This window comes from Roseivirga sp. AWQ4_251, from assembly GCF_056158225.1.
This window is the reverse complement of sequence record NZ_JBSWSW010000001.1, coordinates 2,635,240-2,648,071: the sequence shown is the minus strand read 5'-3', so window position 1 is coordinate 2,648,071 and position 12,832 is coordinate 2,635,240. Positions and strand designations below refer to the sequence as shown.

The window sequence follows — 12,832 nt, the reverse complement described above, 5'->3', positions numbered from 1 at the left end:
GCTTAATAGTCTCCAAGGGTTTCTTCTAATTGAGAAAGGGCATCCGCTAGTTGCTCATCGTTTGGAGCTACTCCGTGCCATTTGTGCGATCCCATCATGAAATCAACACCAGCACCCATCTCAGTTTTCATCAAATTCATAACGGGTTTTCCTTTGCCAGAAAGGGAATTAGCAAGTTTCAAAGCATTCACTATGCTTTTCATATCGTTGCCTTCGCTTTCAATCACTTCCCAACCAAAGGCTTGCCATTTCGCTTTCAAGTCTTCTGTGTCCATGACCTTGGCAGTAGGGCCGTCAATTTGCTGACCGTTGTAGTCTACAGTGGCAATAAGGTTATCGATTTTATGATGAGGAGCGTACATTGCAGCTTCCCAAATCTGTCCCTCATTCAATTCGCCATCGCCCATAAGCACATAAATCTTATGGTTATCGCCATTCAATTTTTTTGCTTGAGCTGCTCCACACGCCACAGAAAGTCCTTGGCCTAAAGAGCCAGAAGCAATTCTAATTCCTGGGAGACCTTCTTCCGTAGCTGGGTGACCTTGCAAACGAGAATCAATTTTTCTAAAAGTAGCGAGTTCGGCTACATCGAAGTAACCGCTTCGGGCCAAAACACTGTAAAAAACTGGGCTAATGTGGCCGTTTGAAAGGAAGAAAATGTCTTCATCTTTACCGTCCATATCGAATGGTTTCTTAATGTCCATGATATGAAAGTATAAGGCTGTGAGAAAGTCAGTACAGCCGAGAGATCCTCCTGGGTGTCCTGAGTTAACTGCATGCACCATGCGAACAATGTCGCGTCTTACTTGAGAAGCAATTTTCTCGAGTTCTTCTATACTTGGTTTATTCACGCTGTATGAGGGATTGGGTTAATAATTATTTCAATATTTGGGCGGTGTGGTCTTTGGTTTTCACTTTAGAAATCACTTCTTCAATCACACCGTTTTCGTCTATCACAAAAGTTGTTCGGACCGTACCCATATAGGTTTTGCCAAAGGTATTCTTTTCTGCCCATGTGCCAAACTGATTATGAATGGTAAGATCAGTGTCAGCAATCAATGGAAAGGGCAGTTCAAATTTATTAATAAAATTTTGATGCTTCTTAGTAGAATCAGGACTAATACCAACCACAGCATATCCCGCTTTTAAAAGCGCATCGTAATTATCTCTAAGGTTACAGGCCTGAGCCGTACAGCCAGGCGTATTGTCTTTAGGATAAAAGTAAAGAACCAATTTTTTGCCTTTAAAGTCAGAAAGCTGAATGGTATTGCTGTTTTGATCAATTCCCTTGAAGTCAGGTGCTTTATCTCCTGGTTTTAATTCCATGGTTAAAGTTTTAAGTTTAGCGTTTTTGTATTGCCTGCATTGTCGGTAACGGTGAGCTCGAAATCTCCGGAAAGAGGTTTACTTTTGTCCAGTTTTTCCGACCAGATTAAACTCTTTTTCGGATCATAATGCATTAAAAGCCATTCTCCATTGAGCTTTGCTTCGTAGGATTTAATTCCCGAAAATCCATCGGTAATGGTGAAATAGACAACGTTATTGGCTTGTTTTACCAACTTTGCACTTGGGGTTTCATTGTCTTTCAATAGCGTGAATTTGCCTAAAGAAGAAGTCGCAAATCGAATTTTTCCTTGAGTGAATTCGCCTCCTACAAAACCAGGTCGAGATGGGTTATCTATTGAATAAACCTGATATTTTTCAATGTCGTCATAAGTTGCTAATGGTGTGAATTCTACTTCGGCAATACCTTGCATTGGTGTCGATTCTGGGCCAAGTTCAATTACATCACGTTGCTTGGCTTCATCCAAATAATGTTTTGAGCTTAAGTACAGAGTGTCGAAAAGTGAATTTTTACTGAAAGTGACGGCATAGGTTTCACCCAAAAAAGCGTGATCCTTATTGGAAGGAATCATGTCCGTGAAGCCTAATGCTTCTTGATTATTTCCAAAATCAACTTTTTGAGGAATGCCTTTTTTCAGGTCTATCAAGTAAATGTTTTCTTCATTATTGTGATAGGCAGGTTCCAGAACTTTAGAGCCTTCCATAGAATACACTGTGATTTTATTCAAGCTAGAATCTCTTTTGCCGCTAATTTGAAGCGTGTTGTCCAAAAGATAAGAATGGAAGTTTTTGCTGATTTTTCTAGCCGTTTCGGCTTTCTCTTCCTTACCTTTTACATTGAAAGTAATTCTTCTTTGGTTGTCGTAGGCATCGGTCAGAATTATTTGAAAAAGGTAAACTGAATCCTTTCTTGGATAGAAGAAACCATTGTCTGTTACTTTTTGGTAGAAGTTGAGGCTGTTTCCATCATCAATGTAAAGCTTATTGTAGCGCCTTCTGGTTTCTTGTTCTGCCTGATAGTTCGTGTGTACTTTAATGTTTTTTTGGAGTGCAAAACTCACGGTATCGATACGCTGATGAAATAGGAGCGTACGGTTTTGGTAAACGTCAATTTCAGGAATTCCATTTCTGTTGGCTGCTCCATCCAATTTATCATGAGCCCAAATCTCAAAGCCAATTTTTCCAGAAGCTTCAATCGTATCAGGGATAACATATTCGTTGCCTCTTTTTTCAAGAGTGAACTCGAAACGGCCAAACTCTCCATTTACCCTAGAATCAATGTCCATGGTTTTAATCGCAATTCTTTCCGCAATTGGAGCGATTTTATCTTTCACCTGAGTGAAGCCAAACCGTAATGGATCGAGTACTTGTTGGTTTACATTTCTGATTTCGAAATGCAAATGTGGGCCTGTGGAAGAACCTGAATTGCCAGAAAGGCCCAAGGTTTCTCCTTGCTTAAGTTTGAACTGCCCGCGTTCAGGAAAAAGGTTGACGATGAACGATTTCTGTTTGTACTGATTTTCCAAAACGTATTTCGCAATGTCGTCATTAAAGCGTTGAAGGTGAGCGTAAACGGTAGTGGTTCCATTCGGGTGAGCAACATAAATGGCATTTCCATAGCCACCCGTAGAAACCGCGATTCGGCTTACATAACCATCTGCAGCGGCATGAACTTCCAAACCCTCAACTCCATTGGTTTTAATGTCTAAACCCGCATGAAAGTGTGAGGCCCGTAGCTCACCCATGTTTCCGGCCAAATAATTAGTTCTTTCTGGCTGAATTGGGAAAAGGTAATACCCGTCTTCAATTTGATCGTATTGAGCAAAAACTGGCGAACAGGTAAAAATTAAGAGTATTAAGCTGAGTTTATTTAATCTCAACATCCAACATTTTTTCATTTTCTAGAAAGGCGGTCAAAGTATCTCCAATATTTATTTTACCAACGCCAGCAGGGGTGCCAGTAAATATGATATCGCCCTTTTTTAACATAAAATATTTAGAAACATGAGCTATGATTTCATCAAAGCTGAAAAGCATCATTTTAGTGTTGCCTTGTTGTTTCGTTTCTCCGTTTTGTTGAAGGCTAAAGTTCAGGTTAGAGAGGTCGAACTTATCTTTGTCAACAAAGTTTGAAATAGGAGCGGAGCCGTTAAAACCTTTGGCGATTTCCCAAGGTAAACCCTTTTCCTTGCACTTTTGTTGGATGTCTCGCGCGGTAAAATCAATTCCAACGCCAACTTGATCGTAATACTTGTGGGCAAACTTCTGCTCAATGTTTTTGCCTTCTCTGTGGATTCTTAAAAGCACTTCAACTTCAAAATGGATATTGTTGGAGAAGTCTGGATGATAAAAAGGATCGTTGTTTCTAAGAATAGCAGAGTCGGGCTTGATGAAAATTACCGGTTCAGTTGGTCTTTCATTGTTCAATTCCGCAATATGATCGGCATAGTTTCGGCCAATAGCAATGATTTTCATTGAGGTTAGTTTAAGATTTCCTTCCGTTGAATGGTTCAACTCTTGCAAAATTAAGATTCTGCAAAGATTAGGCAACAGGACAGGCCCGCATGTTTATGAATTGTGTTAAACGGCTATTGAATCATCAATTTAAGCGTTTCCGCTAAACCGAATTGATCAATGACTTTAATGATGTACATACCGGAATGCAAACCCAATGTAGACAGTTCAAGATGGTGATCTTCTCCTTTAATGAACGTGCTTTTTGAAGTGATAACCTGACCCTGATTGTTGAAAATTACTAGCCAAACTTGATCTCCAGCAGAGGTGTTTTTATGTTTAATCTTAACATTTTCACCCGATTGAATAGGGTTGGTATGAAGATAGAATTCTGAAGGTTTTAAATTCTGAAAGAAGACCTTAACCACTTCGGAATGTTCATAATGACCGTTGAAATCCGTTTGTCTTAACCTGTAGTAAGAGGTTCCGTTGTAAGGAGCCTTATCAACATGAGAATAATTTAAATGGTCTGTGCTATTGCCTGCTCCAGCTATTATTTCCAGAGGTAAAAAGTTTATGCCGTCTAAACTTCTTTCAATAGTGAAATGGCTGTTATCTGTTTCTGAGGCCGTTTTCCAATTGATTTCTACATAATTCTCAAAAGGAATTACATTGAACGCAATGAGTTCAATGGGAAGGGGAGTGTTGCTTGTGTTAGCAGTGGCAAGGGTAAATCGGTCATTGTCTTCTATGGCAGAAACACCAGAGAATTGATAAATGCCGCTACCTAAAGAAGTTGCTCCCGAAATTGGGGTTTCGTCTGAAAATAAGCCATCGTTATCTGTGTCTACCAACAATCTCAAATCAGAAGCTACAACTGAAGTGAAAGCACTTAAATCGAAGCGCATATCGATACTGCCCACGTCTACTGAAGTTCCTGATACATTGGATTCACTAACTCGCCAAACCCTTTCGAAGCGAGCCTGAACCCCTGAAGGAACGTCATCAGTAACGGTCGCTTTTTCTTCACCTCCATCGTTTCCCCACATGAAAAATTCGTTGTCACCTAAATCAGTGGCATTTAAAACCCGAACGATGCCTGTGCCTCTAGAGTCACTTTGAATGTTAGAAGAATTTACTCTGCCGATACCCGCCACATCGTGGTCGAAATGGCCATTCGCTACGTTGTCCTCATCATAAACATCGCTGGTAACCAAACTGATTCCATATTTGGCCGCTAAGTAATTGAAGATGATGATGTCTTGAGCCAAATTGGTTTTTACGCTGTAAGTGATCACCTCCGTAATGTACCCAGTAAGGTGGGTGGTTGAAGAACCCAAACCCAGATTGAACTCATTGGCTGTGTTGTTGCCAGCCTGGCCGGTTCTGGTTGTGTTCATGTTTACTTGAAATTCGTCTGTGCCATTGCCATGGAAATAGGCTCTGGTTAAAACTGTATTACCAGCAGTGGCCGTATTGTCGGTGATGTTCGCATTACCATGTCTAATAGCCAAGTTTCCACTGCCATCTCTGAATAGATTGTGGTTGTTGCTCCCGCCTCTGTAAATATTCTCATTGTTTACGGTCGGGTAAATACTTACTGCGAAAACTGTTGAAGTGTGGCTATGTGATTTACTACCATTCGTTAAGGCTGAGGCCGAAGTTCCATCGAACAGAACGTGAGGATAACCGTTGCTTCCAGCTAAAACATAAGTAGGATTTCCTGTAGAAAAGGGCACCATGTGAAAGTCTTTACCACTTTTATCTCTCCAGTTGGTAACGCTGGTTCCGCTCAATCCCGATTCTAAAAGACCTTCAATTACACCATCTCCATCCAAATCGCTTGCATCTAGCCAATGATCAAGAATAGAACTCCCACCCGTATGTCCAACTCCTCCTGGGCCTTCTTGGGCAGAAGCAAAGGGAGCATATGCTAACAAATAAACTGATAGCAGTAACAGACATTTTCGCAAAATCATGTGCGATTGACGGATCATTTCTAACGCTTTAATTCTATTGGTTAAGGCAACAGTTTTTCAGGATTTCTGAAATAAACACGAGAATTATTTGGTCAGTTTAAGGTTGAGTTGACAGTGAATGCCAATTCGAAGTTATATCAAAAAATGATCTCTTCAATAGAATCAGTCTTGATATGTTTTTATTGTAAGCTTCTGATATTCAGTAGTGTAATTAATAATGTTGTTTTTTGATATTTTAAAATACGTTATGTTAATCTAATGATTTTTGTTTTGGGTTGAAGACCATAAAAGTAGGTTTGAAGGTGTTGAAATGTGATTTGAATGAAATGATCGAAAAGTAGTGGTATGTAAACTCAGTTAACGGAAAAATAACCTAAAGCCAAAAGCTGAGTTATATACTTAAATAATTTACCAAATCATGTTCGGTTTGAGGTTTTAAGTTCTGCTTTCCATTAATTTTAAAGCGGATTTAAACATCTGAAACTCTAACACAAAATTCACGCTTGATAAAACTATGAAACCAAATAAAGGAAGCCTTTTTACGAGGTCTTTGTATAGAAATTTAGGGCTGGTGGCCATTGTTGCGCTGGTCTTGTACAGTTGTACTACAGTGCCTATTACGGGCAGAAAGCAACTTACAGGTGTTGTAAGTACCGAAGAAGTTATTGCCATGAGTGCCGATGCTTATCAGGATGTTTTAGATTCAGTTAAGCTTTCAAGTAACGCCCAGCAAGTGGCCACAATTAGAAGAGTTGGAAGTAGAATACAAAAGGCTGTTGAGCAGTATATGAATAACAACGGTTATCCAGATTTACTTGACGGCTTCAATTGGGAATTCAATCTAATTGATAATGACACAACCCAAAATGCATGGTGTATGCCTGGCGGAAAAGTGGCTTTTTATACAGGCATTTTGCCGATTTGTAAAGATGATAGCGGTATTGCTGTAGTTATGGGCCATGAAGTTGCTCATGCCGTGGCAAAACATGGGCAAGAAAGAATTAATCAAACTTACGCTAAACAAATTGGCTTAACGATTGGCGCGGTGGCTTTAGGGCAAGACCCAACTTTAGGTCAACGATTGGTTTTTCAGGCCGTAGGTCTAGGTTCTGATTTAACACTACTGAAGTTCTCTAGAACTCACGAGTTTGAGGCAGACGAATTGGGATTAATTTTCATGGCGATGGCTGGTTATGATCCTAGAGAAGCCCCTAAATTTTGGGAAAGAATGTCGGCTGATGCAGGAGGTTCTGCTCCTCCAGAATTTCTTTCAACTCACCCTAGCCATGAAACTAGGATAGAACGTTTGAATGCAGAGTTGCCAAAAGCCATAGAATACTACGAGAAAAGCACAATGAAATAAAACAGAACGGGTCGAAAGACCCGTTTTTTGTTTCATACCATTTCTGTTTATTTCTTTAATAGGTCAATCCACAATGGATGGGCATATGATCACTATGCTGAAGCCATTCTTCGGGTTTGCCGATTTCTATATTTTCAAGTCGTTCATAGAAGAATCTTGAGCCAAAAATGTAGTCTATGTGGTACGGCTTATCAAGCTTTCTTTGGAGGTAAAAACTTGGAGTCAGTTCTTGACCATGATTTTCATTATGAAGTAGATGATAAAGGCTTTCGATTTGAATTTCCTTTAGTTCATCCACTACATTTGAATGATTCCATGTCCTGTGTTTTTTGTCCCAAATAGAGTTGCTGTTGAAATCCCCAACGAGAATGCTTTTTTTTAGCTGGCTCTTATTTAATTGAAGATATTTCCACAATTGACCAATGTATCCAAAACTGGGGGAGTTATTGTAATGCGTCCAAATCGCCAGTAGGTTAAAATCTTCATTGATATTACAAGGTAGGAAATGTTTAACAAGCTGATCTTCATAGGTGTTAGGCCAAGATAATTTCCTTAACTGAATCTCTGGCCTAGCGAATACAGCTAAGCCTTTGTGTTTACTATCGCCTATCCAGATATAGTTTTTGGCCCACGATTGGTAGTCAAGGTGGTTACTTTCTTGTGGGTTTTCGCATTCTTGAATAATGTAAAGGTCAGCTTGATGTTTCGAAATATATTCGAATTTCCTTCTTAAGGCTCCATTACAATTCCAACTTACGATCTTCAAAGCAACAAATGTATAACACTGATTTAATGAGGTAATTTAGGGTATTGAGTTTTAAACTTTTCTTCCCCAGGCTACAAATGCAGCTAAAATTAAGATAAGCATGTTAAATCCTATCTCGTTTCCTTCTCCTCTCAAAACATGAAACACGGAAGCAGATGTCATTAGTAGGATTGCTCCATAAGCTGCATAAACAGTTAATTTGGGTTTAGTTTGAAGCAAGCTGGGTAGAATGATTCCCAGCCCAGCTAACAAATCAAAGATGGCAGAAGTGGTTGCCAAGTTTGGGTTTTCTTTGATCCAGATCCAAGGAAGCTTTTCCGGAAGAAATAGTTTCATGATGGCACCAGATATAAAAGTTAGGGCAAGAAATGATTGAACCAACCAAAGGCTGATTTTCAGGAAGAGCACTGATTTTGATTTTGCTTGAGTCATAGAATTGCTTGATGATTACAATGCAAGCTTATCTATATTTGCTATACAAATGATATTACTATCCTCATAGAAAGTGCTTTCCATGAGGATAGTAAGCTTAAAATTCATAGCTATGTTATCAAACGGTGGTTGCCCTAAAACAATGCTTTCCATACGCAATGCCCTTGAAGCATTAGAAGGAAAATGGAAATTGCTTATCCTTTTTTCGTTATCGGCTGGCCCGAAACGTTTTAAAGAAATTAGCAGGGAAGTGAGCGGCATTACGGATAAAACTCTGTCTAAAGAATTGAAGAGTTTAGAAATGAATCAGCTTGTGAAAAGGGAAGTGTTCGATACGTTTCCTCCCAAAGTTCAGTATTCAATTACGGAGCATGGCATGTCGTTAGAAAAGGTTTTAGATGAACTTCACTTTTGGGGCTTGCTTCACCGTGATCAGATTATGGGTAAATAGCATATGATTTCTTAATCGTGGACATGAAAAAAGGAAACCCAATTTGAGCTTCCTTTGATTTTTATTTTCTGATTGGGAGTTTAACCCAATTGAAATCCTTTCAATTTGATTTGCGTCAATTTACGCTTTGTGTCTAGCGGGAAATCACCCTGCATCATCCAATCGTAATAGCCTCTTTCTTTATCTAATACGTCTTTAACAGGCTTCCCTTTGTGCTTACCAAAGTTGAAAACTTCTACGCCTTTATCGTTCAGTACAAATCGGCCAGCTAAATCGACCATATTGGACGCTACAAGCTCGTGAATTGCAGCCATATCGTTTTCAATTTTGGCGACAACATTGCCCGACATGTCTTCTACTTCTTGCCCTTGGTATTTTTCAATTTGAGCTTTAAGAACTTCGTAAGTGGCTTCAGTATCGGCCATAGCACCATGTGCACCCACTAATTCTTTGTTGCAGTAAAATTGATAGGCCGCTGAAAGTGTTCTTTTTTCCATCATGAAGAAGATTTTCTGAGCATCGATCAGCTTACGTTGACTCACTTCAAAATCTACTCCAGCACGCAAAAATTCTTCCACCAAAAGAGGGACATCAAATCGCACAATGTTGAACCCTGCCAAATCTGCACCTTCTAAAAACTTAGCTAAGTTCTTGGCAATCGATTTAAAGGTTGGTTTATCCTTAACATCTTCATCTCTAATGCCGTGAATCATAGCCGATTCTTCGGGAATAGGAATGGTAGGATTTACCAAATGATGTTGTCTAATAACCTCTCCATTAGGCTTTACCATCAGAATCGCTAGTTCTACAATTCTATCTTGAGAAATATTGATACCAGTGGTTTCTAAATCGAAAAAAGCCAGTGGGTTTTTAAGGTTTAAGGTCATGGGGTTTTCTTTGCGCTATTTATAAAATGCTGTTTTTCAATTCGTCTAAACTAAGTCCGCCAAAGTTACCAGAACTCATCAAAAGCAGGTTTTTGTTGTTCCAGCTATGATTGATCAAATGGTCTTTTAATTCAGCGCTATCATTATAAAGGATGATGTCTTTTCGGTTGAACGCTGACCTTAAATCTTGTTCGGTGAGCGACTCCAATCCTTTCTTTTCAACAGCTTCAGGGTTGATGTAAATAATGGCTTCATCGGCATTATTGAACGTATTTTGGTATTGTTCAATAAAATCTTTATTCAAACTGCTGAAGGTGTGAAGTTCTAAACATGCCACTAAAAAGCGGTTCGGGAACTGATTTTTAATTGCGTTAGTGGTTGCCATTAATTTTGAAGGCGCATGAGCAAAATCAGAATAGATGATGCACGAATCATTTTTGCCTACAATTTCCATTCGTTTTTGAGCACCCTTAAAGGTTACGATAGCTTTGTAGAATTGATCATCAGTAACGCCAATTCGCTTCAAAACAGCGTGGGCACCACTGATATTTTGCATGTTGTGGTAGCCGAAAACGTCTACTTTAATTTCTCCATCAGGAAGCTTTAAGTAAGTAATTCCGTCTCTCACCACATGATCATGAGCTTTGTATGGAATGTTGGCTACATCGGCTCTTTCTTTTTCAGAAATGATCATTGAAGCCAAGTTGTCTTCTTCACAGAAAATAAGTGTACTTGCTTTTGGTGAAGCATCGGCCAATTGCTCGAACTGACTTACATAATCTTCTAAGGTTGGGTAAACATTAAAATGATCCCAAGAAATGCCCGTAATTGTGGCTATATGATGGTGGTAGTGTAAAAACTTAGGTCTTAAATCAGTTGGAGAAGTGGTGTATTCATCTCCTTCAATAATAATAATTGGAGCATCGCTTATTCTTACTTGGTCTTCAAAACCTTGAATTTGAGCGCCTACCATGTAGTCAAAATCCTTACCAAGGTCTTTCAAAACATGCATTACAATGGCAGTAATGGTAGTTTTTCCGTGGCTTCCTGCGATCACAATGCGTTGTTTGTTTTTTGACGCTTCGTAAATAAATTCTGGAAAGGATAAAACTTTCAAGCCCAATTCATTCGCTTTTAATAACTCTGGATTGTCGGCTTTTGCATGCATGCCCAGCACTACGATATCTATGTTTTCGTCTATCCTGTTGGCATCCCAACCTTCAGATTCAGGCAACAAGCCCGCGTTTTTCAATTTCGATTTTGAAGGTTCGAAAAAGTGATCATCTGATCCGCTGATCTGATGGCCAGACTTCTGTAAGTTAATCGCCAAGCTGTGCATAATGCTTCCGCCAAGGGCGATGAAATGGATGCGCTGAGAATTTTCAGTCATATATAAATAGGTTAGGTGTTCAAAATTAAGACAAAATGGACGTTCAGCAAATAATGGCCAATAATCGTATCCACTTGGTTCATAACAGTGTAGATAAAACGGTGGAAAACTTCGTTAAAACTTGTGGGAAAGTACTCAAAAGAAACGTTGTTGAGTAGGATATTTAGCCCTAGGTTTGAAAAATGGAAAAAGGAAAGTCTACAGCATTAAAGTTGGGTTATAAGTCTAGAAATAATCTAGGAAATGATTTAAGCCAACTGGGAAAATTACCTCCCCAGGCTGTTGATTTGGAAGAGGCGGTGTTGGGAGCGCTAATGCTCGAGAAGGATGCCCTTACCAATGTGATTGATATTTTAAGGCCTACCTCTTTCTACAAAGAGGCACATCAGGTTATTTATAAGGCTATTTACGATCTGTTTCAAGATTCTGAGCCTATCGATATTCTTACCGTAACCAGTCAGCTTCGAAAAGAAGGTAAGATCGAAATGATTGGTGGCCCATATTATATAACTCAACTCACCAATAGAGTAAGTTCAGCCGCTAATATTGAGTACCATTCCAGAATCATTGTAGAGCAATCGATAAAGCGTGAAATGATCAGAATTTGTTCTGAAATTCAGCGCGATGCTTTCGAAGATACTACTGATGTTTTTCAGCTTTTGGACAGAATGGAGCAAGCACTGTTCGAGGTTTCTGAGAACAATATCCGTAAGGAATATCAGAAAATGAAGGACATTATGACGACTGCGCTTGAAGAAATTCAGGCCAGAAAAGATCATACAGATGGACTTACTGGAATTCCTTCAGGCTTTACCGCTTTAGATAGAGTTACTTCTGGTTGGCAGCGCTCGGATTTGGTAATTATTGCTGCCAGACCTGCGATGGGTAAAACTGCTTTTGTGGTTTCTGCTTTAAGAAATGCAGCCATCGATCATGGTCATGCTGTGGCGATTTTCTCTTTGGAGATGTCTTCAGTTCAGTTGGTGAATCGTTTGATTTCTGGAGAAGCTGAACTTGAAGGTGAAAAAATTAAGAAAGGAAATTTAGCTGAGCACGAATGGGCACAGCTTGTTCATAAAACCGCGAGTTTAACAAAAGCCCCCATTTTTATAGACGATACTCCTGCGCTTTCAATTCTAGAATTGAGGGCAAAATGTAGGAGGTTGAAGCAACAGCATGATATTCAGCTGGTGGTAATTGATTACCTCCAGTTGATGTCAGGCGATTCGGCAAAAAGTGGTGGAGGTTCAGGAAACCGTGAACAGGAAATTGCTCAGATTTCCCGTTCGTTAAAAATGATTGCGAAAGAGCTTAATATTCCTGTAATCGCGCTTTCCCAGTTGAGCCGTGCTGTAGAAACTAGAGGTGGAGACAAGCGTCCTCAACTTTCGGATTTGAGGGAATCTGGTTCTATTGAGCAAGATGCCGATATGGTAATGTTCCTTTACAGACCAGAATATTATGGCATTACTCAAGACGAAAACGGTATGCCTACTCAAGGTGTGGGTGAGGTAATTATTGCCAAGCACAGAAATGGTTCTTTGGAGAATGTACCGCTGAAATTTATTGGTAAGTATACCAAGTTTGCCGACCTCGATGCTGGTGGCTTTGGAGGTGGAGGCTATGGAAGTTCTTTCCCTGCTTCAGGCGCTTCTAGTTTTGAATCTGGTGGAGCCATGACTTTCCAAAGCAAGGCCAATGATAGCTCTGAACCACCTGCTTTACCGACTGGTAATGAGGAGCCTCCATTTTAAATTTAAAGAGAG

Annotated in this window: 12 protein-coding genes; 3 read left to right on the top strand and 9 right to left on the bottom strand. The window is 39.6% G+C overall.

From position 1 onward, the window contains the following. Nucleotides 1–2: 2 nt before the first annotated feature. The 5 genes from ACXACJ_RS11490 to ACXACJ_RS11470 form a co-directional block, all read right to left on the bottom strand. Nucleotides 3–851: a transketolase gene (locus ACXACJ_RS11490; protein WP_475134512.1), complete on the bottom strand. Its 849-nt coding sequence runs from the start codon at nucleotides 849–851 to the stop codon at nucleotides 3–5. A 25-nt stretch (nucleotides 852–876) separates the two neighbouring features. Further along, entirely contained in the window at nucleotides 877–1,326 is a 450-nt protein-coding gene (bcp, locus tag ACXACJ_RS11485) for a thioredoxin-dependent thiol peroxidase (RefSeq protein WP_475134511.1), read from the bottom strand. Nucleotides 1,327–1,328: 2 nt separating this feature from the next. After that, the gene (locus ACXACJ_RS11480; RefSeq protein ID WP_475134510.1) at nucleotides 1,329–3,227 is read right to left on the bottom strand and encodes a M23 family metallopeptidase; all 1,899 of its coding nucleotides are present in this window, start codon (nucleotides 3,225–3,227) and stop codon (nucleotides 1,329–1,331) included. Next, complete coding sequence (locus tag ACXACJ_RS11475; RefSeq protein WP_475134509.1) at nucleotides 3,211–3,819, bottom strand: fumarylacetoacetate hydrolase family protein; 609 nt, start codon at nucleotides 3,817–3,819, stop codon at nucleotides 3,211–3,213. The genes ACXACJ_RS11480 and ACXACJ_RS11475 overlap by 17 nt, the downstream gene beginning before the upstream one ends. 113 nt (nucleotides 3,820–3,932) lie before the next feature. Further along, a complete protein-coding gene (locus ACXACJ_RS11470) occupies nucleotides 3,933–5,795 on the bottom strand; it encodes a T9SS type A sorting domain-containing protein (RefSeq protein WP_475134508.1) in 1,863 nt (620 codons plus the stop codon). Nucleotides 5,796–6,291: 496 nt separating this feature from the next. On the opposite strand from ACXACJ_RS11470, the gene ACXACJ_RS11465 reads away from it, so the two are divergent. After that, complete coding sequence (locus tag ACXACJ_RS11465) at nucleotides 6,292–7,140, top strand: M48 family metallopeptidase (RefSeq protein WP_475134507.1); 849 nt, start codon at nucleotides 6,292–6,294, stop codon at nucleotides 7,138–7,140. Between the two features lie 55 nt (nucleotides 7,141–7,195). On the opposite strand, the gene ACXACJ_RS11460 is transcribed toward ACXACJ_RS11465, so the two are convergent. Then, a complete protein-coding gene (locus tag ACXACJ_RS11460) occupies nucleotides 7,196–7,906 on the bottom strand; it encodes an endonuclease/exonuclease/phosphatase family protein (RefSeq protein ID WP_475134506.1) in 711 nt (236 codons plus the stop codon). Between the two features lie 51 nt (nucleotides 7,907–7,957). Next, nucleotides 7,958–8,338 (bottom strand): DoxX family protein, encoded by a 381-nt coding sequence (locus ACXACJ_RS11455; protein ID WP_475134505.1) that lies wholly within the window; start codon nucleotides 8,336–8,338, stop codon nucleotides 7,958–7,960. Nucleotides 8,339–8,450: 112 nt separating this feature from the next. Between ACXACJ_RS11455 and ACXACJ_RS11450 the strand changes: the two genes are divergently transcribed. Beyond that, a complete protein-coding gene (locus ACXACJ_RS11450; protein WP_475134504.1) occupies nucleotides 8,451–8,789 on the top strand; it encodes a winged helix-turn-helix transcriptional regulator in 339 nt (112 codons plus the stop codon). 80 nt (nucleotides 8,790–8,869) lie between these two features. On the opposite strand, the gene ACXACJ_RS11445 is transcribed toward ACXACJ_RS11450, so the two are convergent. Both ACXACJ_RS11445 and ACXACJ_RS11440 read right to left on the bottom strand, forming a co-directional pair. Next, the gene (locus tag ACXACJ_RS11445) at nucleotides 8,870–9,676 is read right to left on the bottom strand and encodes an exonuclease domain-containing protein (RefSeq protein WP_475134503.1); all 807 of its coding nucleotides are present in this window, start codon (nucleotides 9,674–9,676) and stop codon (nucleotides 8,870–8,872) included. Between the two features lie 19 nt (nucleotides 9,677–9,695). Beyond that, nucleotides 9,696–11,066: a UDP-N-acetylmuramate--L-alanine ligase gene (locus ACXACJ_RS11440; RefSeq protein WP_475134502.1), complete on the bottom strand. Its 1,371-nt coding sequence runs from the start codon at nucleotides 11,064–11,066 to the stop codon at nucleotides 9,696–9,698. A gap of 182 nt (nucleotides 11,067–11,248) precedes the next feature. On the opposite strand from ACXACJ_RS11440, the gene dnaB reads away from it, so the two are divergent. Next, nucleotides 11,249–12,820, top strand: a complete 1,572-nt coding sequence (dnaB, locus tag ACXACJ_RS11435; protein ID WP_475134501.1) for a replicative DNA helicase — start codon at nucleotides 11,249–11,251, stop codon at nucleotides 12,818–12,820. The last annotated feature ends 12 nt before the right edge of the window (nucleotides 12,821–12,832 follow it).

What these genes read in the sequence shown, in the direction of transcription:
- bcp (WP_475134511.1), bottom strand. Translation starts at nt 1,326, where the DNA reads ATGGAATTAAAACCAGGAGATAAAGCACCTGACTTCAAGGGAATTGAT.
- ACXACJ_RS11480 (WP_475134510.1), bottom strand. Translation starts at nt 3,227, where the DNA reads ATGTTGAGATTAAATAAACTCAGCTTAATACTCTTAATTTTTACCTGT.
- ACXACJ_RS11475 (WP_475134509.1), bottom strand. Translation starts at nt 3,819, where the DNA reads ATGAAAATCATTGCTATTGGCCGAAACTATGCCGATCATATTGCGGAA.
- ACXACJ_RS11470 (WP_475134508.1), bottom strand. Translation starts at nt 5,795, where the DNA reads ATGATCCGTCAATCGCACATGATTTTGCGAAAATGTCTGTTACTGCTA.
- ACXACJ_RS11465 (WP_475134507.1), top strand. Translation starts at nt 6,292, where the DNA reads ATGAAACCAAATAAAGGAAGCCTTTTTACGAGGTCTTTGTATAGAAAT.
- ACXACJ_RS11455 (WP_475134505.1), bottom strand. Translation starts at nt 8,338, where the DNA reads ATGACTCAAGCAAAATCAAAATCAGTGCTCTTCCTGAAAATCAGCCTT.
- ACXACJ_RS11450 (WP_475134504.1), top strand. Translation starts at nt 8,451, where the DNA reads ATGTTATCAAACGGTGGTTGCCCTAAAACAATGCTTTCCATACGCAAT.
- ACXACJ_RS11445 (WP_475134503.1), bottom strand. Translation starts at nt 9,676, where the DNA reads ATGACCTTAAACCTTAAAAACCCACTGGCTTTTTTCGATTTAGAAACC.
- ACXACJ_RS11440 (WP_475134502.1), bottom strand. Translation starts at nt 11,066, where the DNA reads ATGACTGAAAATTCTCAGCGCATCCATTTCATCGCCCTTGGCGGAAGC.
- dnaB (WP_475134501.1), top strand. Translation starts at nt 11,249, where the DNA reads ATGGAAAAAGGAAAGTCTACAGCATTAAAGTTGGGTTATAAGTCTAGA.